At 50.8% G+C, this 20,779-nt stretch carries 16 protein-coding genes and 1 riboswitch; of the genes, 1 reads left to right on the plus strand and 15 read right to left on the minus strand.

Translation table 11 applies throughout. The annotated features are described in order from the left end of the window. The 3 genes from GQS10_RS19865 to GQS10_RS19875 all read right to left on the minus strand — a co-directional run bounded on the left by GQS10_RS19865 (nt 1) and on the right by GQS10_RS19875 (nt 6,930). The gene (locus GQS10_RS19865; RefSeq protein WP_166245485.1) at nt 1-1,623 is read right to left on the minus strand and encodes a response regulator transcription factor; all 1,623 of its coding nucleotides are present in this window, start codon (nt 1,621-1,623) and stop codon (nt 1-3) included. Next, nucleotides 1,601-3,463: a sensor histidine kinase gene (locus GQS10_RS19870; protein WP_166245487.1), complete on the minus strand. Its 1,863-nt coding sequence runs from the start codon at nt 3,461-3,463 to the stop codon at nt 1,601-1,603. The genes GQS10_RS19865 and GQS10_RS19870 overlap by 23 nt, the downstream gene beginning before the upstream one ends. A gap of 65 nt (nt 3,464-3,528) precedes the next feature. Further along, complete coding sequence (locus tag GQS10_RS19875; RefSeq protein ID WP_166245489.1) at nt 3,529-6,930, minus strand: glycoside hydrolase family 3 C-terminal domain-containing protein; 3,402 nt, start codon at nt 6,928-6,930, stop codon at nt 3,529-3,531. Between the two features lie 365 nt (nt 6,931-7,295). Here GQS10_RS19875 and GQS10_RS19880 point away from each other — a divergent pair, with 365 nt between their 5' ends. Then, entirely contained in the window at nt 7,296-8,414 is a 1,119-nt protein-coding gene (locus GQS10_RS19880; protein WP_166245492.1) for an ATP-binding protein, read from the plus strand. 64 nt (nt 8,415-8,478) lie between these two features. Here GQS10_RS19880 and GQS10_RS19885 read toward each other — a convergent pair whose 3' ends face one another. The 12 genes from GQS10_RS19885 to GQS10_RS19940 form a co-directional block, all read right to left on the minus strand. Beyond that, on the minus strand, nt 8,479-9,363 hold the full coding sequence (locus GQS10_RS19885; protein ID WP_166245494.1) for a TIGR01777 family oxidoreductase: 885 nt from the start codon (nt 9,361-9,363) through the stop codon (nt 8,479-8,481). A gap of 116 nt (nt 9,364-9,479) precedes the next feature. Further along, complete coding sequence (locus tag GQS10_RS19890; RefSeq protein ID WP_166245496.1) at nt 9,480-9,929, minus strand: NUDIX hydrolase; 450 nt, start codon at nt 9,927-9,929, stop codon at nt 9,480-9,482. 123 nt (nt 9,930-10,052) lie between these two features. Continuing rightward, nucleotides 10,053-11,021, minus strand: a complete 969-nt coding sequence (locus GQS10_RS19895) for an NAD(P)-dependent oxidoreductase (protein WP_166245498.1) — start codon at nt 11,019-11,021, stop codon at nt 10,053-10,055. A 41-nt stretch (nt 11,022-11,062) separates the two neighbouring features. Further along, nucleotides 11,063-12,238, minus strand: coding sequence for a glycerate kinase (locus GQS10_RS19900; protein ID WP_166245500.1), 1,176 nt, complete (start codon nt 12,236-12,238; stop codon nt 11,063-11,065). Between the two features lie 146 nt (nt 12,239-12,384). Then, the gene (locus GQS10_RS19905; RefSeq protein ID WP_166245502.1) at nt 12,385-12,720 is read right to left on the minus strand and encodes a hypothetical protein; all 336 of its coding nucleotides are present in this window, start codon (nt 12,718-12,720) and stop codon (nt 12,385-12,387) included. 243 nt (nt 12,721-12,963) lie between these two features. After that, complete coding sequence (locus tag GQS10_RS19910) at nt 12,964-13,395, minus strand: threonine/serine exporter family protein (RefSeq protein ID WP_166245504.1); 432 nt, start codon at nt 13,393-13,395, stop codon at nt 12,964-12,966. Between the two features lie 18 nt (nt 13,396-13,413). Next, nucleotides 13,414-14,169, minus strand: coding sequence for a threonine/serine exporter family protein (locus tag GQS10_RS19915; RefSeq protein ID WP_166245506.1), 756 nt, complete (start codon nt 14,167-14,169; stop codon nt 13,414-13,416). Nucleotides 14,170-14,315: 146 nt separating this feature from the next. Continuing rightward, nucleotides 14,316-15,383, minus strand: coding sequence for an HD-GYP domain-containing protein (locus GQS10_RS19920; RefSeq protein ID WP_166245508.1), 1,068 nt, complete (start codon nt 15,381-15,383; stop codon nt 14,316-14,318). A 228-nt stretch (nt 15,384-15,611) separates the two neighbouring features. Beyond that, nucleotides 15,612-16,748: an S-layer homology domain-containing protein gene (locus tag GQS10_RS19925; RefSeq protein WP_166245510.1), complete on the minus strand. Its 1,137-nt coding sequence runs from the start codon at nt 16,746-16,748 to the stop codon at nt 15,612-15,614. Nucleotides 16,749-16,861: 113 nt separating this feature from the next. Continuing rightward, a riboswitch (cyclic di-GMP riboswitch) is annotated at nt 16,862-16,946 on the minus strand. Nucleotides 16,947-17,035: 89 nt separating this feature from the next. Continuing rightward, complete coding sequence (locus tag GQS10_RS19930) at nt 17,036-18,829, minus strand: RNA polymerase sigma factor (RefSeq protein WP_341805107.1); 1,794 nt, start codon at nt 18,827-18,829, stop codon at nt 17,036-17,038. 248 nt (nt 18,830-19,077) lie between these two features. Then, nucleotides 19,078-19,914, minus strand: coding sequence for a 1,4-dihydroxy-6-naphtoate synthase (locus GQS10_RS19935; protein ID WP_166245512.1), 837 nt, complete (start codon nt 19,912-19,914; stop codon nt 19,078-19,080). Between the two features lie 2 nt (nt 19,915-19,916). Further along, complete coding sequence (locus GQS10_RS19940; protein ID WP_243735292.1) at nt 19,917-20,564, minus strand: futalosine hydrolase; 648 nt, start codon at nt 20,562-20,564, stop codon at nt 19,917-19,919. Nucleotides 20,565-20,779: the final 215 nt, after the last annotated feature.

Consider the following 20,779-nt stretch of genomic DNA (forward strand, 5'->3'; position numbering starts at 1 on the left):
CTAATGCTTTGGTTGAAGCTGGCTCCGATATTCATTCGGCGATTCCCCGAAATATTTCTTGAACGCCTTACTGAAATAATTGTTGTCACGGTAGCCGACAAGCTCACAAACGGCGCTGACCTTCACATGGGGGTCGCGCAGCAGCTCCTTCGCCTTGCTCATGCGAACACGCTGTATGTACTCGTGAATGCCGCAGCCAAACTTTTGCTTAAATAACCGAAGCAGATGCTCCTTACTCACATAGTATTTCTCGCAAAAAAACGGGATGGAAATGTCCTGATAATAATGGCGGTCGATATATTCCTTCATTTGATTCAAATTGATCCGGTCTCGGGGCTTTAACGTTTCCAGCATCGTTTCCACCGCTTCCTGAACAAAGAATGCAGCATCCGATGCGAGCTTCTCCAGGTCGTAGTATGGATACTGAAAGGTTTGGTCGAAGTTTCTCATCACGCGAGTACGCAGCTCTCTTGGAAGCTCCGCCTGCTTCATGACATACTCCAGCAGCAAGCGCAGCTCCGCCGACGCGCACTTCATATGCTCCAGGCTAAAATACCCTCCAGCGCGCGCTTCGGCAAAAAACTGCCGAACCATCGAGCAGGCGTAGCTCGGGCTTCCGGTTTCCAAGGCATGCTGCAGCGCCTCTTTATGCGTCAATAGCGACGGACGTTCTGCCTGAAGCGCACACGGTACCCCGCTATACACCCGCTGCCGCGGATCAAGCAGGTTCGCTCCTTCCAAAATTGCGGCTGCCTCCTCGTAGGCATCATGCAGCTCCTCCAATGGGCGGGCACGTTCCCCAAACGCCGCCATCGCCTCTGTCCCAAAGATCGCTTCGAGCTGCGCCACCGCTTCCGTTAATCCGGAATAGACCTCCGATGCGGCAGCAGGGAGTTGAGCGGTCATGACAACGACAAATTCCCGCTCGACCCCCCCGCTTCGAAAGCTGAACGCTTGCGCAAAGGGCTTGCACAGCTCGTTTAACGCGTTGCAGAGTGCGAAGAAATACGCGTGCTCGTCGCCGCGGAATTTGCCGCTGCAAACCGCCTGCTCATTCCGTACACGGACGACCGCCACCCGAAAGCTTGAGCGGTGGATTTCGATTCCCAGCAGCTCCTCGAGCTCACCTATACGGTGAAAGCGTCCGCTTTGATCAATCATGGACGAAAAAATTTTTTCGCGTACGAGGGGGGCGGTAATGTTGTTGCGAATCGATTCGGTAACCTTCTCTTCACGCTGCCGCCGCGTAGAGCCGAGCTGTTCGGCAGCCTTGCACATGACACGATGCAGCTCCTTGCGATTAACGGGCTTTAGCATATATTCCAATGCGCCGGCTCTCATCGCTTCCTGCGCATATTGAAAATCCCCGTAACCGCTGACAACGACATATTTTGCCTCCGGTCGCTCTTGAACCGCTGCATTCAAAAATTCTACCCCGTTCATATACGGCATCTTCATATCAACAAAGACAAGATCCGGTTGAAGTTGTCTCAGCTGCTCCAAGCCTTGCTGGCCATCCATGGCCTCCTCGATTCTCCCGAATTGCAGCTCCTCCCACTGTCCTAACGCGCGGATCGCTAGCCGAACCGGTTCCTCGTCATCAATGATGAGCACCTTGTACATATGCAGCCTCCTTGCCTAGTTTAAATGTGATCGTTACATGAACCCCCTCACCCGGCTTGCTTTCCATCGAAAATTGCGCCTGATCGCCATACATCAGCTTTAATCGGGTGACGATATTTTTAAGTCCGATATGCTCCCCAAACCTCGGTTCTCCGATATCCTCGATATGAGCACGAATGACCTTCATACGCTCCGGCGTTATACCCGGACCGTTGTCACTTACCGATAGAACGGCGTTGCCGTACTCCACCTTACCGCAGATCGAAATGACCACGGGATGGAAAGACTGCTCCAATCCGTGCTTAATTGAATTTTCTACCAGCATTTGCAGCAGCATCTTCGGAATGCGAATCGAGTGCAGCGAATCCGGAAGGTTGCAAACCACCTGCAGCCTGCTGCCGAACCTTGCCTTCTGCAGCATGGTGTAATACATCACGTGCTCCAATTCATCTGCGACTGATACCTGGTAACCGTCCTGTATGCAGTACCGCATGGTGGAGGCAAGCGCTTCGACCATGTCATGAATATCGTTGCGGCCATGTAATATCGCCTTTGTTGAAATCGCTTGCAAAGCATTATATAAAAAATGCGGGTTAATTTGCGCCTCAAGCGCCTTCAGCTGGGCATTACGTTCACTGATCTTCATTTCGTACTTTTCCAAAATCAGCTCGTTGATTCGCCCAACCATTTGATTGAATTTTCGAGATAAATGTGAGATTTCATCCTGTCCATCAATTTGTTCGATGCTGCGCAGCTGCCCCTCGCCCAACTGGTCGATCGTCTGCGAGAAGCGCTTCAGCCTTCTTGTAATGATTCCGGACACGAGCATGACGATCAGGATAAAAATAAGGAGAAGACCACAGCCAATGACCAGATTTACTAGTCCGGCCTCCTGCGCCCTTCCATTAACCACATCGGTCGGAGTGAGACGAACCAGCTTCCATTTGGTTAGAGGCGATATATTGTGAATGACAAAATATCCTTTGTTTGCCTCCTTCCACTCGATGCTGTCCATAGAAGGCTGCGCTGCAAACGTTTGAAGCATGCCCGCCAGATCGATTTGCCCCCACTGCTCCCCTTTTAAATAAAACGGCCGATTGTCCATACTAAAAATTCCGATGGAATCCTTCGTTTGATCCGGGATCCCTTCAATAATTTTGTTTAAACGACTTACATTAAAAGTGATGGAGAGCGCGGCGAGCGGCCTTTTGTCGGCGATGTTGATCAAAATCCGGTGAAAGGTAAAAAACAACGCTCCCGAATCTTTGCCCCGGGTCTCGTAACGCGATTGCAGGCTGCTGAAGCTTTTGCTTTGAATCGCCTCCTGATACCAGGCTTCTTTGGGTATATGCGGATTGATCGAATGGATCGTATTGATGAGACTGCGGGATACGATAAACTGCTTGTGATTGTTTGGTGTATAAAGCGAAACTTCTTCGATATCGTCGCGGGAGTAAAACAAGTTCTTCATTTGATTTTGTACATACTGCTGAGGTAAATACTCCTCTGATAACAACGAATTCATAAATTGCTCATCCTTGCGCGGAGAGACCGACAATTCTTCAATTTGCTTTAGATACGTATCGAGATTTTGATTGACCAGCTTAATATTTTCTTTGTTAGCCAGCAAAAACTGCTGCTCGATCATCCTCGTCATTTGCGTATAAGATAACAAAGTCAGCAGGAGCACAATAAACAGCACGATTCCGGAAAATGCAAAAATAAGCTGGTTGCGCAGTCGATACGAAATGAACGTAGTGAAACGGGTAAAAGGTAGCTTCACGCCCATCAGTCCCATGATTTGGTAATTACACCTTGATTGTATAATCGTTTCCGGCATTGATCAATTCATTTTTCGTGAAGCGGAAAGAAAGGGCCCGGTTAGAAAACCGGAGCCCTTATACGTTATGGTCTTTTCAAGTGGATACGAAGCTTCTGCGGCTTGAGCTTTACGGAAGCTCCAGATGACGTGACCAGCTCCCCGCGAATTACCGCAAGGGTGCTGACCGTATCCCGCCTTGCCTCCTTCGCCTTCATCCGAATTTGCACACCCGGAGCTTGGCTGGTCCCGGAGGTATCAGTCGGTGAAAACCGCGCATCAATGCTGATCCTTCCATGCCCAATCTGCACATCGTTTATCTTCGTCCCAGGCACCGTCGGCTCGATCGAAAGCTCACCTTCTGCAAGCTCAAGCTGGTGCGGGTTAAACAGCAGGGTCACCCTCTGCTCGTAAACACTCTCCGTCACATTGCTTACCCCAAGGTTCACGGAAAACACTTCACCGGCGGCTGCCGACTCTGGGGCAGTAAGTGTAAGCGAAGCGTGCGAAGGATTAAAGCGGAACGAAGACAAGTTCAGCGAACCGTCAAACGTCAAATATACATCGCGAACCCGCTCCGCACCGTACACGGCCGAGCTTACCGAGGTCCACTGCTGAAGTCCGCCGGTCTGCGGAACGTCCAGTGTGGATACGACGCGGCCTCTCGGATGATCCAAACGTACCTCGACTTTCCCGCCGGTTTCACTCGCTGCCCGTGCTTCCCATGACGAAGCGCCGCTGCCGAAATCAACGTCTTTGAACATAATCCAAGCTCCCGATTCCGTCTCCCCGACACTGCTGCCGGTTGTCTCCCGATCCTCAACGAGACGCACACCGGCGTAGTCATCGTAATTTTCCGCTCTTGTTTCTACAAAGAGGTCGCGGTTCGGAATCGTTTCACCGTTCACCTTTAACAGCGCCTTCTCCTTAATATCCTCGGAGGAGCTGCCTACCATAATCGTGTAGATACCAGATTCAACAACAAACTTCTCTTGGGTCACATCCCAGAACTGCAAATCATTGGCCGGAAGCCGGAAGGTAACGGTTCGTTTTTGCTTCGGCTGGAACGAAAGGCGCTGGAACGCCTTAAGCTCTTTGATCGGCCGCTCCACTCTGGAGTGGTTTGCCCGCGTGTAAAGCTGTACGACCTCGTCACTTGCGATGGAACCGGTATTCGTTACATCCACCGATACCGTAATCTCTCCGTTCGCATCTACCGCACGCTGCTCCAATCGTAAATTGCTGTATTTGAAGCGGGTATACGTTAAACCATGACCGAATGGATACAGAGGCTTGCCGTCAAAATATTGGTAGGTGCGGTTGCCTTTCCGAATGTCGTACTCCATCATATCCGGAAGCTGGTGAACCCCCTCATACCATGTTTGGTTTAACCGTCCTGCCGGAGCATAGTCTCCGAACAGTGCGTCGGCAATCGCCGTTCCTTCCTCTTGACCGCCATGAGCCGAGTACAAAATCGCCTTCACATTCGGATTGCGCTCAACCTTTGGCATGGCCATCGGAAAGCCCGAAACAACAACGACAATCGTGTTGCGGTTCACCGATGCGACCTTTTCAATCAGCGCCTCCTGCTCCGGCGGTAAAATCAGATCCGCACGGTCGATCGTTTCACGTGCGTTAATTTGCGGGAAGTGGCCGACTACAACAATCGCAGCATCGGCTCCCTGTGCCGCGGCTGCCGCTTCCTCTTCCCCGTTCACAACGACCGTCTCACGGAATTTCTCCGCATCTCCGGTTATCGATTCCTTGGAGGTGCTTAACCGGTATGGCGCCGCATCGCTTACGGTTACATAACGTCCGCCCTCCAAGCTCGTATCCCAGTGACCGGATTGGTAATTATACAACGAATACGTTCCGTCTTGCTGCTTTTCATACCGGTAGTTTTGGTATGTAAACCATTGATTCGCGCCCGGCGCATCACCGTCATTCAACACATCCGGGTTGCCCCACAGGTTTTGCAGGTAACGGTCATTCGCTCTTGCGCGGAACAAAAATTGATCCCAGCCCAAATCGTATAAGTCAAACGTTTCATTCGTGCCGATTTCGCCTGCACTTGCTTCCAGCGGCGTTTTACCGTCCGGATTAGCCGTCACATAGTTGCCGCTGGTCACGGACTGCAGCGCAATGCGATCCACCCCTCTGGAAAATGCCACGGACTGAGCCGGCATTTTACTTTGGATACCCTCTAGTGTGGAAACCGTATAAGGGAAGGTTCCGCTATAAAAATCCGTCAGCACCTGGTCGGCCAGCGGTCCGATGACCGCGAGTTTATTTATTTTCTGCTTATTTAGCGGGAGCGCCTGGCGTTCGTTCTTCAGCAGCACGAGCTGCTCTCGCGCAGCCTGCAGCGCCAGCTGCTGATGCGCCTCGCTATTAATGACATCCTCCTGGATGCCGGCATAAGGATTTCGTTCAGGTGGATCAAATTCTCCGAGCCGGAACCGGACCATGAACATATGCTTCACGGCACGGTCAATATCCTCTTCCGTGATCAAGCCTTGTTCCAAAGCTTGATGAATATAGCCGATGATAACCGCCGAGTTTTCTCCCTGATCCGTCATACTGTCTACACCGGCTTTAATCGCAAGCGCCATCGCTTCCGGGTACGTTTCCACATACTTGTGATCGGTTACGGTGCCTGTCGGATCGAACGCATCACTGACAACAAATAATCCTTCTTTCGCCCATTCCTTTCGAATGAGGTCATTGATTAACGGACTCGCAATCGCAGGCTTCCCGTTAATGGAATTGTAAGCCGGCATCACCGATAAAGCTGCACCAGATTTGATGGCGGGCTCGAATGACTTTGCATAATATTCATACATATTCCGCGGATCAATGCTGGAAGAGCTGAAGCCCCGATCCTTTTCATTATTGTAGCCGGTAAAGTGCTTCAGCGTTGGAATCGTTTTCAAATAAAACGGGTCGTTCCCCTTCATGCCTGAAGCATACGCCTTCCCCATCGTTCCGGAAAGCATAGCATCCTCCCCAAAGCCCTCCTCGTTGCGGCCTGAACGCGGATCGCGGATCAGGTCGACGACGGGAGCCCACACACTCAGTCCGTGGGAAACGGGATTCCGCTTATAGAAGGCCCTTGCCTCGTCGCCGACAGCGGAGCCGATTTGCTCGACCAGCTCTGTATTCCACGTATTGGCAAGCCCGGTCGCCTGAGGGAATACCGTAGCTTCCCCCAGCCAGGCAATTCCGTGAAGCCCTTCGGTTCCGGTACGGAACGCAGGAATGCCTAAGCGCGGAATCGCCGGCTGGTATTGATGCATGAGTGAGACTTTTTCGGGAAGCGTCAGCCGCGAAACCAAGTCGTCCACTCTCGTTTCTAGCGGAAGATCTGGATTTCGAAATGGATAATCATAGCTTGTACCGGTCATAGAGACCTCGGCCGCTGCCGCAGGGATCGAGGCGGTTAGCACTAAGCAGCTGGATAATGCGAGGCCTAGAAATCGTTTCAGCATCGTATCACTCCTTTGATAGTGGGGTTGTCATGATCAAGATAAGCAGTTCACGTTGTTGTCATCCCATGGCATTACGTTCATTCGAACGACAGCTGTTATCGCGCACAAGCTGTTCAACCAATGCAGCACGTACATCACATTGCCTTCGACCCCTGGCCTGCCCTATCGCCTCCCCTGCTTTCCGTGTATGTATGCATCCCTCATCTTATCAGGTCGTTTCCTTTCCCCCTATGTAAAAAGGTGTGATCCTCATGGTAATTAAGTGGCAATTGTCCCAAAAAAATCTTAACATCTTTTTCTTTCGACAACCTTTTCCTCATTTCGGTATAATAAGTAAAACCAATAAACACCAAAGGAACTCAACAATGCCCAACGAAAACAGCTTGACTGCTAATCACCTGACGAATGGCACCGAGCCATTAACTAACGTAAACCAGTTAATTTTAGACTCCGTAGCCGAAGGAATTTATGGAATTGATCTTGATGCCAAGGTCATTTTTTGGAATAAAGCTGCGGAACGGCTGACCGGCTATCATATTTCCGATTTCCGATATCATAATTTACATGAGCTCATCCATCATACCGATCCTCATGGAAAGCATGTCCCGCTCCATCATTGCCCGGTTTATCACGCACTCAACAGCGGGGAAAGCATGTTTGTGAAGGATGATATCTTTTGGCATAAGTCGGGCTCCAGCTTTCCCGTGGAATACACCGTTCAGCCGATCATGGTCGATGGACACCATGCCGGCAGCGTCATTACGTTCCGGGATATGACGGAAAAGCTGAAAACCGACGAAATCATTCAGCAGTGGGAAAAGCTGTCCGTGGTCGGTCAAATGGCCGCTGGAATCGCGCATGAAATCCGTAACCCGATTACCACTCTTAAAGGCTTCCTGAAGCTGATGCATGCGAAAAACGAATATAATCCCGAGTATTATCAGATTATGGATTCAGAATTTGACCGGATTGAGTCCATTATTCAAGAGCTGCTCACCTTCTCCAAGCCGCAAAGCTCCTATTACGAAAATCATGACATCAAAGAATTGGTACAGCAGGTCGTCCAGCTCATGCAGCCGCAGGCCATTTTTAAAAACATAAGCATTAATACCGCATGGGACGAATCCACGCTGCCCATCTGGTGCATCGAGCATCAATTGAAGCAGGTCTTTATTAACCTTATTAAAAATGCGATTGAAGCGTTGGATGACGGCGGAGAGATTCGTATCGATGTCGTTGTGCAAGAGGGCGAGGCCGTGATTCGGGTCAAAGACAACGGGTTGGGCATACCGCCGGAGGTATTGGCCAAAATGGGTGAGCCCTTCTATTCAACCAAAGAAAAGGGCACCGGTCTTGGCCTCATGGTGACTTTCAATATTATTCGAAACAACCATAACGGTCATATTTACGTGGAAAGCAAAACGAACGAAGGAACGACATTTACGATAAAGCTGCCGTTAGAGAACGTAAACACCAGTCGGTAGAATGCCATGCATTCGGTTTTGCATCGCTCGGTTGGTCTAGCGGGATATAGCTGTGCTCGGCCCGCTAGGTCACCAGATCCTGAAGCGCCTCTCGAAGCGTGGGGTGGCGAAACACAAAACCGGCTGCCTCCAATCGTTCCGGTACGACCCAGCGACTTTTCAGCACAAGCTCAGTTTCCGTCCGAATGAGCACAGCACCGATCTCCAGCAGCCAGCTTGGAGCCGGAAGCCCAAACCTCATATTCATAGCTCGTCGAAGCTCACTCATAAATTCCTCATTGGTCGTGGGGTATGGTGAAGCGCAATTGATCACGCCTTGCAGCTCCTCCCGATCCTTCATAAACATAATCATGCGAAACAAATCCTCGATGTGAATCCAGCTGAACTTCTGCGTGCCCGGCCCCTGTTTGCCGCCAAGGCCATAGGAGACCAGCTTCTTTAGAGGAATCATGACGCCTCCATCCTTGCCCAGCACAATTGAAATCCGTAGTGCCGCCTGGCGTGTCGCCGGCAGTTTAAATGAAAAGAAGGCCTCCTCCCACGCTTTGGCAACCTCAACGGAGAAGCCGGAACCGATTTCGCCGGTTGTTTCCGTCATCGGTCGATCCTCCGCATGGCGGTAGATCGTCGCAGTGCTTGAATTCAGCCATAATGCTGGAGGCTCGCTGCACGCAAGGATCGCATTCCCCAGCGTTTTCGTCGTTTCCGTTCGAGAATTGAAAATCTCCCTTTTGTTCGTCTCGTTATATCGGCAGTTGACCGACTTACCGGCTAAATTGATCAGCATTTCTGCACCGTTCAAGGCATTCATGATGTCCGGTGTGTTTTCCCAAGAAATATGCTGAGGGTTTCGTGAAATGATCAGCACATCGTAGCCGAGTGAGCTGAATTTCTCTGTAAAATAGTGTCCTAAAAATCCCGTGCCACCCGCTAAAACGACTTTCTTCATGTGCCATCACCCTTCCTCAATACTTTTTTACAATTATAGGGGATTTGCGTGGATTTGCGAAATTCGTGAGGATTAGCCCATACTTTCTCGTTTTCCAATAGGTTTGTACATGATTCCTACATCATTTTGAATACTGTTAAGGGGAACTCACTCTTAGAGATAAGATTTTCGGCTATCTGTTTCATAACTTCTTTATCACGTAATTCCATTACTTCTGGATTTAGCAAATCCTGTGGTGATACCCAATTAGAATCAATGATCTCCCTTGGATCTAACTGAAGAGAGCCGCCAGCTATTTCACCAATAAAATGGTTTAAAATGATGTGGTGATTTGAACTGCTGATGAAATTATAAATACCTGTAGTGCCTGTAAGCTCAACGTCGTATCCAGTTTCTTCCTTTGCTTCTCTGCAGGCTGCTGTCAAAATATCTTCACCGAACTCGATTCTACCAGATGGGAAATTCCATTTATTTCGAACAGATGCTTTGTTTTCTTTGACCATAAGTACCTTGTCCTCACGCATGATCGAAACACTAACAACGAATACAATGCCATTTTGAGTCATGTGAAATCCCCCAAGCCTGAAATAAACATCAACCATTACATTAGAACACATGTTCTACATCCTGTAAATGGCTGCAAAAGGACAAAAAAGCATGCCATTGATTAGCATGCTTTTCATCAATTTCTATTTGGTGGCACCGACTGTATTTTGCGGCCGTCCTTCCAGATACGCCTTTACGTTGTCGATCACTGTACCCAAGAGCCGCTGTCTTGCTTCAAAGGTCGCCCATGCAATATGTGGAGTGATAATACAGTTCGGCGCCCCAAGTAACGGATGATCCGCAGGCGGTGGCTCGACTGACAGCACATCGAGCGCCGCACCGGCTAAACGCCCCTCATGCAATGCGGCGGCTAAGGCCTGTTCATCAATGAGCGGACCTCTTGACGTATTGATCAAGAATGCAATCGGCTTCATCATGCGTAGAGCGTCTTCATTGATCAGGTTGGCCGTAGATGGGGTGAGGGGACAATGAAGGCTTACCACATCAGCGCTGCGTAATAGCTCCTCTAGAGGCACCCGCTTGATCCCGTCAGTAGATTTGCTCAGGCTTGACGCTCTTCCCGACGCGATAACCTTCATACCCATCGCTTCCGCAATCTTCGCCGTTTGCGTCCCGATTCGGCCAAGACCGACCAGGCCCATCGTCCGGCCAGCAAGCTCCATTAAGGGAGCCCGAGTAAAGCAAAAATCGACAGATTGTGACCACTCCCCTGCATGAACGGCATCACTATGGCGCTGAACACGATGACACAGCTCAAGCAGCAGCGAAAATACGAACTGCGCCACGGAATGGGTGCCGTAGGTCGGTACATTCGTAACGGTAATCCCCCGTGCTTCGGCAGCTGCAACATCCACCACATTATAGCCCGTTGCAAGCACCCCAATGTAACGCAGCTTCGGCAGCAGGGCTAGCGTCTCAGCCGCCAGCACCGTTTTATTCGTAAGCAAGAGTTCCGCGTCAGCCGCCCGATCAAGCAGTTCACCCGGCGCAGTTCGATCGTAAATTTGCGTTGTTGTACCCAGCCGCCGCAGTGGTTCCCAATCGAGATCCCCCGGGTTTAACGTATAACCGTCCAATACAACGATATTCACTTCGGTTCCCCTCCCTTTCGTACCAAGCATTTCAAACAGAGCTATGTTGTAAAATGACGAATCAAACGAGCGACGCTGCGAGTGCATTCCAACACATTTTGCTCCGCATTCCGCATACACTCCTCCACGTCGGCCGGCTCACGCAATGCGGCAAAGCAGCCGGCGAAATACGGAGTCAGCTGCTCGCTCCCGCCGCCCAAGCTGCCGGAAATCAGTACCGCCCTCTTACCGGCAGCCCTCGCAAGCTCCGCCACATAAAAGGGGAGCTTGCCCTGCAAGGTCTGTCCGTCGCTTCGTCCCTCGCCGGTCAGCACCCAGTCACAGCGTCCGATCAGCGCATGCAGGCCGCATATTTGCTCTACCGCCTGTGCGCCGGAAATGATCCTTCCGCCGATCGCTAGAAGAGCAAAGCCGAGCCCGCCGGCGGCCCCCGCCCCAGCCAATTCCCGCAGCCGCATAGGTAGATCGCCTGCTCGTGAATTAAGCTTCATAACGTTAGCGGCTTCGAACTCCAACAGCTCCGCATATCTGCACATGGCTTCGTCCCATTCGGCCAGCTCATGGGCCGCCGCCCCCTTCTGCGGAGCGAACACATACGATGCCCCCTCCGGACCCAATAGAGCATTCCGTACATCCGATGCGATCACCAATTCGCACTCAGCAAGCCTCGGATCAAGCTGTTGAAGTGACAGCGAAGTAATACCAAACAAATCTGCACCGAAGCCCTGCAGCGACCGCTCATCCGGCGCCAAAGCCTGCGCCCCTAGTGCACAAAGCATGCCCAGACCGCCGTCATTCGTTGCGCTGCCTCCTAGACCAATCAACATGCGACGAATGCCCTGATCCAGCGCAATGCGAATCATTTCGCCTAAGCCTCGTGTCGTTGTAAATCGCGGATTCCTGCGATCCTTCGGTACCATAGTCAGACCGCAAATATTGGCCGCTTCGATAACGGCCCCCGGCCCCCGTTCATCCGTGAAGGTCCCAAAATAGGTTTCCACCGCTTCTCCGAGCGGACCTGTCACCTTCGCTTCGATGCGCCTTCCTCCCGTTGCACGAAGCACCGCGTCGACAGTTCCTTCTCCGCCGTCTGCCATCGGAATAATGTGGATGATAGCATCCGGCAGTTCGCTTTGCAGTGCCTTTGCCATCGTCTCGCCTACCTGAACGGCGGTGAGGCTGCCTTTGTACGAATCTGGAGCGACTACTATGTTCACCTTCTTGCTGCCCCCTCATTTATTTAATAGTATTAAACACTTTTATTAATGTAGTTAATTATAGTCAAATCATGAAATTCGAATATTGTTCAGCTTAAACAATAGCGACCAAGCCTTAGCCTCAAGAACACCTAGTCCCGCTGCGTTCAGCGGCCTTCTTCCAGCTCTATCAGGTACAAGTTCAGCTTGCCCTTATCCCGCTCCGTAGAAAACAAAATCTTCTCGCTGTTCCAGCTAAATGTTGGATGAGGATGGGTACGATTATAGTACCATGACGTATGATGTGTGCAAAGCACGGTCGGCTCCGGCTTTTCCTGCTGCAAATCAATCAGCACCAAATCATCAACCGTATCCCCGATCAGCAAGGAATTGTCGTTATTCGCGTGATAATGATTGCAGTAATAAGGCATATCGATCGTTCGCAGCAACTCGCCCTTTTTATCGGCTAAACCGACATATGGAATTTGCTCCACATCCGGCATCGCTTCGGCTACCGCCTGTGTACGGTCAGAGGTGATCGTTCCGTCATGGCCTTTTCTGCGGTTATCAAAGCAACAGATATTTGCGTTTCCAACAATACCCTTTTGGCAAAAAAATAAATTTTTTATGAAGCATCCGTGTCTAGAAAACCAAAAAAGTCCTTCGAGACCAATGGTTTCGAAAGACTTTATCGCCTTCACTTTTAGAGAGCCAAGGCATTTCCTAGAGCGATCTGCCCTATAAATTTACCGAGCTTTCCGCTGAAATAACTGATGAATGACCTCCGAGCACACTAACCCAACGGCAATCGCACCCGAGATTAAAAACGCTTGCGCCGCTGTTCCCAGCGCTTCCGGATACTCCTTCAAAACGAAAAAACGCATCGCCTCGTACGCAAGCCCTCCGGGAACAAGCGGAATAACCCCCGAAATACTGTACACGATGATAGGCGTCCGATAAATTTTGGAAAAGGCATGACTTATCGCCGTAACGACAAAGGAAGCGATTAAGGTGGACACGATCGCGTCAAAGCGGAACGAGCAAACCATATACGTAAGCCAGCCCGCCATGCCGACAAAACCGCAGTGTATGATGGATGATCGCGGTGCATAAAACAGAATCCCAAAGCCTGCGGAAGCTAAAAAGCTGGTAAGAGCATGTGTTGCCATCATTGTCATATGTAGAACCTCCTCCAGTTACCCGAACCAGCTTAAGACTACCGCGATTCCCGTGCCAATCGCGAACGCGGTCAGGAACGCTTCCGCGCCCTTCGACAGACCAGAAACGAGATGTCCCGCCATCAAATCGCGTACCGCGTTCGTGATGAGCAGTCCGGGAACGAGCGGCATGACCGAGCCGATGACGATCTTATCGTACTGCGTGCCTGCTCCAACATACACAAACAAGCTTGCCAGCAATCCGATGAAGAGCGATGCCGAAAACTCGGCGAAAAACTTAATATGAAGCACCTTTTGCAGGAGAATTAAGCTAAGAAACCCCAGCCCCCCAGCAGCGGCCGCGGGGATAAAATCACTCCACATGCCATTAAACATCATCATAAAGCAGCCGCTGGAAATACCGGCGACTATGGTGCTGTACCACAACGGATGCGTTTGCTTCGCTGCCTCCGCTTCTTTGAGCAGACGATACGCCTCCGGAAGTGTGACTTGCCCCGCACTGATCTGGCGGGAAATGCGGTTGACCCAGGTCACCTTGTCAAGCCGGATCGTGCGGCTGGAAATGCGCGCTAGACGTGTTTTCTCCGCGCCTTCCAGCGAAAATAAAATTGCTGTCGGTGTCACGTAGCTGTGAGCCGGTCCCGCTCCGAAGGAACGAGAAATTCGCTCCATGGTGTCCTCCACCCGGTACGTCTCCGCCCCGTTTTCCAGCATAATTTTACCCGCTAATACACTAACCTCAATAATGTCGTTTACCCGAAGCTCGTTTTTCAACTTATCATCATCCCGTTCATTTTCTCATCGAAGCCCGTCTTACCATTGTACCATGAACAAGCTATGAAGCACCTCACAACAATCGATGGGGAGTCCCCCAAAGCATGAAAAAGGCCGCCCTCAAAACAGGGCAGCCTTCACATTCATTAATTCGCCAAAACACGCCGAATATGGACAGAGCTTTGCTTGCTTAAATCCAAAAAGGCATCGTCAATCTGCACAAGTGGATGAATCGGGTCATGGGCGTTAATCATCACGATGATCCCGACGCGATCATCCGTAAGCTCTACCGTATTTCCTACTAAGGAGCCCATCATTTTCCCTAAAAAGATTCCGATCACCTTAGGATCAAAAGCTCCGAACCGCTGCTCATGCATTTCCTTTAAAATTTCATAAAAAGGAGACGCCATCCGGTACGAGCGTGTGGAGGACATCGCGTGAAACACATCGGCTACCGCAACGATGCGGCTGAACAAGTCAATTTTATGAGAACGCAGCCCAAACGGATAACCGGTCCCGTCTTCCCGCTCGTGATGCTGCAGGGCGACCAAAGCCTCCCGGTGGTTCGTTCCGACCGTCGATTTCAGCATTTCATAGCCGAAAATCGTATGCTTTTTCATGAGGGCATATTCTTCAGCAGTTAATTTTTCCGGTTTCATCAAGATTTCGTTCGGTATTTTCATTTTACCGACATCGTGCAGCGTAGCGGCAACGGTCAGCTGCGCGATTTCGTTGCTGGGTAGGTTCATCCATTTGCCGATTAATGTCGAGAGAACCCCCACACCGATGTTATGACGGTAGGTATAATCGTCCTTAGATTGCAAGCTGGACAATACATGATACAAATCGTGTTCCTCCGATAAATCCTGCACACAAGGAAGAATTTCCTTGCGAATGTCGGATAAGGGCAGCTTGCTTGATTGCCGGATTTGATCGAATATGGTTCGCACCTGAGCAATCGCGTCGTCAACCAGCTCATGCGCATTAATTTTCTGAATGGAGTTCGGGCTGCTTCCCGCCTCTTCACCTTTCGCAGAAGCGTTGTAAACATCCAAAGCTGTCAACGTGATCCCAAGCATTTGTAAACGCTTTACATGCGACTCATTAAGAATAGTTCCCTCAGAAAGCACTACGAGTCCATTGTCATTAAAAATGTCCCGGCGCAGAGTCCAGCCGTTGAGCTGAGCGATTGGCTGATCTTGTTTGGTTTCCATGATGATTCCCACCCTATGGCGTTAAGTTCAACAACTAGAAAAATTCGACATTTATTTCTATTAAAATATCACAAATAGAGACAAATTCATACATTTATTTTTATATTTCTCATTCTTTTTTGAGAATCTTTCCGTTGCAGCCGCAAAACAAAAAAGGCACAATTCTAGATTGTGCCTTGATACACTAACGTATGAGTCTGTCGATGTTGATGGGTGTCCGTTCGGTGATTACTCTTCCCGCTCTTCTTCCTTATCCTTCTCATCCGATTCTTTTTTCTTTTTCTTCTTTTTTTCTTTTTCCTTCTCTTTCTTTCTCTCTTTTTCTTTTTCTTTCTCTTTTTCCTCTTCCTTCTTATCCTTCAGGTCGTCGTCTTCCTTCTTTTTGTCCTCTTTCCCTGTTTCCATGATGCTCGCTTCAAGTACGACTTGGTCTTGAACCGTTGCGATCACGTAATCTCCTTCAAGAATTTGTGTCGCTGTCACGAATCGATCTTGAAAAGACACCACAAGCTCAGGTGAAATATCGAAAGAAATCTCCTCTCCCTCTGAAGCCTCCATAACCAGAGTACCTAGAGCTTCCGTGCCATACACACGTTCCGTCACGCCTGCAGCCTGATCGCCAAAGGAAATCGAAATAACCTTGCCCTTGCGAACTTCAGCACCCGTTTGGGTTAATAGATTCCCGTTTGTACGGTCCAGAAGCGCCGCCATTTCAGCTCGCGTAACCGGTTTTTTCGGCTGAAACGTGCCATCCGGGTAACCCCCTACGATGCCCTGCTCCGCCGCTACATTTACATAACCAACCGCCCCAGCCGGTATATCCTTCGCGTCCCGAAAGTCCGTTGCGGTAGTCATTGCCGCGAACGCCTCTTCCTGAAGTCCGAGCGCCTTTACCAGCAAGCCCGAAACCCAAATACGACTGGCCGGTTTTTCCGGATGAAGATGCTCTTCAGACACATCAAACAGTCCGTGCTGGAGTGCTGTGACGATATAGCCTTTTGCCCAGCTGTATTTTTCATCAATCATAGAAGCATCTTTGAAAAGAAGTGAACCGCTGGCACCCTTCGCCTCCTCTTCTAACCCCATCAACCGTACGGCCATGATCACAGCCTCAACGCGAGTCACAGGCTGATTCGGGCGAAAACTTCCGTCTTCGTAGCCGGAAATAACTTTCTTATGTTTCATTTTTCCGATAAATGAAGTTGCCCAAGCTGCTTCGTTAGCATCGATAAATTCCAACTGGACCGATGCTCTCTCCTCTGGAGCATCCTGCTCTTCCGAAGCTTGCGCCGTTTGAAAGCCGGATATGGATGCGGAAGCGAAAGCCAAAAGCAGTGTGCATACAACGAAACGATGTTTGTTCATGATGTAATCCCACCTATGTACGTTTTTCTGTCTGAACAGGCAGTGCAGGCCGAAACGTTAAAAAAGCTTGTCTATGCGGCCATAGACAAGCTTCAAACTAGCTCTGAAAGCTCCACGGCAGCTGGCTGGCATCGTATTTCTACATTAGCCCCTGTAGCTTTGCGTCATTGCCTTTCGGCAATTTTGCCTTGATCAAGTTATATGTCTTTATCATAACACAACGAACAACATTATGACAATATTCGACACATATCTCCAAAATATTTATTATAATAAACCAACGCTGCTCATTCGACTTCCAAATCGTCTACTTCCGTAAGCAGCTGCTCCAGCAAACCTACAGCCGTTTTCTCGAGTTCATACACCTCTTGCAGCACAGCAATCGCCGCTTGCGCCTGCGCCTCCTCATTTGGTGCTCCGCCCGCCGGAAATGGAAACCGCACACAGAGATCCGCTAATTGATCTGCAATCTGCTCGTAAGTCGCTGACGCTTCACGGCATAGCCCCCTGATTTGCTGGCTGCGCTCTCCATCGCCCTTCCAGCTTTCCGACAACTCCTTCAAGAAAGCGGCCCCCTGTGCTCTTGCCTCTTGTATAACGGCCGCATTATATGCGTTTCCGTTCGGCTCAATGTTCCCGGCCCGGAATGCCTCCATCCACGTCTCATAAGCCTTGAGACCGTGAACACAATCCTCAAATCCGGATTCCCGGCCATGATAGTGGTCAAGAATCAGACGAAGAGCGCCGCGAATCCGCTCCGTAGTGGAGATCTCTATCGTTCCGTCCAACGCGAGCACGAACAAATCTTCTAGAATGCCACGTCCCAAATGTTCAAAGGCAACGTTACCTTTCTTCCCGCACTCTAGGACATGCAGCTCCTGCTTCTCATCGTCATATCCGTCGGCGATCCCAAACTCCGGAATAAACATATCCCACGTAAGAACCGGAAGCCCCTTGTCAATGGAGCTGTGAATGAGCTCCAGCGCAGCTGGAAGCATACTGTGCAGCTGCCTTTTAAGCTTAGCCTCCGGTGTAAGCAGCCTGGGATCGACTAAATTCGCGTTCGGTCCGGCCTCCCCCTTCAGCCCTTCCACCATGCGGGCGCGAAACCCGAGATTACGCAGCCCCTCGGTGAATAATCGGTTGAAATGAAAGCTTGTCGGTCCAGCAATGTGCACCGTGTTTGGATATATCGTAATGCGGAAAGCAAGACCGGTCATCCCCATAATATACGGAAGTGAATAATGCTGATCCGTATACGAAAATAGCTGCTGCAGCGCTGTTCCCGCCGAAGTCCACGAGCACTTCCCTTGAAGCAGTTGTTTTGGCGATAATTGAACCTTTTTCATTGATACAAGCTCCCTTCGAGATTCCATGTAATGATCTACAACCACGCGAATATGCTGCTGAATCACTTTTTTCCGAGACCTGGACAAAATCTGGTACACGTTCGCCGTTGTGAGCTGCGAGGCTTCGGCAATTTCCATTGGCGATAGCTGCTCGAATACATGCGACTCAAAAATACGGCGTTCTTTCGGGGACAAGCAGTACACGATTTCTTTGATCATATTCACCGTTTCTTGGCGCAAAAGTTGCAGCTCCGGATTCAAGCCTCCTGCGGCTTCTTTGTCTCGAGTGGACATACGGCGAAAAATAGCCTCCATGTCCATCGAACCTTCCTCCGATGAATGCTCGTTATTCCCCTCCATCAGCTCGGAAAACAGCTTTTCCCTTGAACCCGATCTTCGCTTCAGCTTCGAATATGCTTGATTACGCACAATTCGCTGCAGCCAAGGCAGAAAGCGGCTCGGATCAGTCAAAGAACCGAGATGCAGAAAAGCCCGAATGACCGCGTCCTGCACAATGTCTTCGGCATGAAAGGTCTCTCTCGTGAGAGTACGGGCATAACCGAATGCCTGCGCCCGATGCCTGCGGATCAGCTCGGCAAAAGCCTCTTGCTCGCCCTGCTGAGCAAGCCGGACGAGCATTTGATCGTCCATTTCCTCCATAAGGGGATTCACAGCCGGAGTGTCTGTTGTCTCCTGTTGATCCAAGCTAGGGTCAAGGGATTTGTGATTCACTGCTAACACCTCGCGTAGAGTAGATACTTTACTGACTCGTGAAAGAAGAGATTTCTGACAAAACAATGCAAACCATTTCGTACGTGATCACAATCTCGCAAATCATGTATGTTTGAACTTTCGTTATACTTGTACTCTCGTATACAAATTCTTGTGCCGATACCCAATTCCTGCATAAAAAAAGCCAACCGAATGTTTGGTCGGCTGGCTCTTAAGCTGTTTGCATATGACACCGGATAGCTTTCGGCTTATGATTTGTTGCGAAGCAGAGCCATATCGAATTGAGGCACGAGCCCTTCTTCTACAGCTCGTCCAAGCAAAGCTTCGACGGCATTATATCCGGCCTCGCCGAGATTTGCCGTAAATTCATTCACATACAAGTCAATATGGGACTTGGCTACCTCAGGCGACATCTCCTGTGCATGCTCCATCACATACTGCTTGGAAAGCTCGGGGTTCGCCCACGCATACTGAACAGAGGCGCGGATCCATCCTTCAAGCGCAGCCAAATCTAAGGATCGGCGGGCAATAATCGCGCCAAGCGGGATCGGTAATTTCGTGTCGCTCTCCCACCAGCTGCCCATATCCGCTACCAGCTTCAGGCCATAGGACGAATACGTAAATCGTGCCTCATGAATAACCAGTCCCGCATCAATCTTCCCATCGCGTACGGCAGGCATAATCTCGTGAAACGGCATCACGATAATTTCACCGACGCCTCCCGGCACCTGCTGCGCCGCCCATAGGCGGAATAACAAATACGCCGTCGAACGTTCGCTTGGCACCGCGACCCGGCGTCCGGCAAGCCATGCCGGATCCCGCTGCTCCTGCGTCAGCAGCAGCGGACCGCAGCCCCGGCCTAGGGCACCGCCGCATGGCAGCAGCGCATATTCGGAAAGCACCCACGGCAGCGCCGCATAAGAGATTTTCATGACCTCCAGCCCACCGGGCTGAGTCGCTAGTGTATTGGTGATGTTAATATCCGCATAGGTCACCTTAAAATCAGGCGCGCCGGGAATCAAACCATGCACAAGGGCATGGAATACAAAGGTATCGTTTGGACAAGGCGAAAAAGCGATTTGCATGTTTACGTAAGCACCTCCGTTAACACTTTACATGCTTGCTCCAGCGCGTGCAGCGCCTCGGGGATCCTCCAGGCGCTTCGGTCACGCGGGCCGACGCGATTGGAAACCGCGCGCAGCTCCAGGACCGGAATGCCGCGGTCATTAGCGGCTGCCGCGACGCCGAAGCCTTCCATTGCCTCGGCTGCTGCGCCGGCATTTCGCCGTGCCAGCTCTTCGGCACGGGCAGCAGTGCCGGTTGCCGTCGTCACCGTGAGCACCGGACCAAAGCAAAGCGGCAGCCCGGCAGCCTCCAGCGCGGCTGCAATTCGCTTCGCAGCGACAGAGTCGACGGCAATCCGGCTGCTGCCGAAGCCGAGCTCGTCCACGCTGAGGAAGCCGTCCTGCGTTTCCGCGCCTAAGTCGGCGGCAATAATTTCGCTGGCGACGACGAGCGAGCCGATGTCCGCCCGTCCCGCAAAGCCGCCGCCGATCCCGGCGCTGATCACGAGCGAATACGTCGAGGCTGCAAGGAGCGCCGCCGTTCGAGCAGCGGCAGCGGCAGGACCGACGCCGACTGCGGCAGCGGCGAACCTTTCGTCTCCTTGCAGCCCGCGCATTACGGCTTCTTTTTCCGCGTCAACGGCAGTGACGATCAAAATGCGCGGCTGCATGTGATTCTCGGAATTTATCGATAAGGAGTTCGTCATATGGGTCATGCACCTCATGAAAGAACTTGGCAATATGCCGTCAAAGTAGATAACAATGTCTCACCTATTAAACCATACCTGCGAAATAAATCAAGAACTTGCATCGACAAGTGCTTATTCCGCCACAAAAAAAGCGCTGCCCCAGAGGACAATGTCATTAAGTTAAGGCGATGGGCCAA

The sequence above is a fragment of the Paenibacillus turpanensis genome, assembly GCF_011421635.1.
GTDB lineage: Bacteria > Bacillota > Bacilli > Paenibacillales > YIM-B00363 > Paenibacillus_AK > Paenibacillus_AK turpanensis.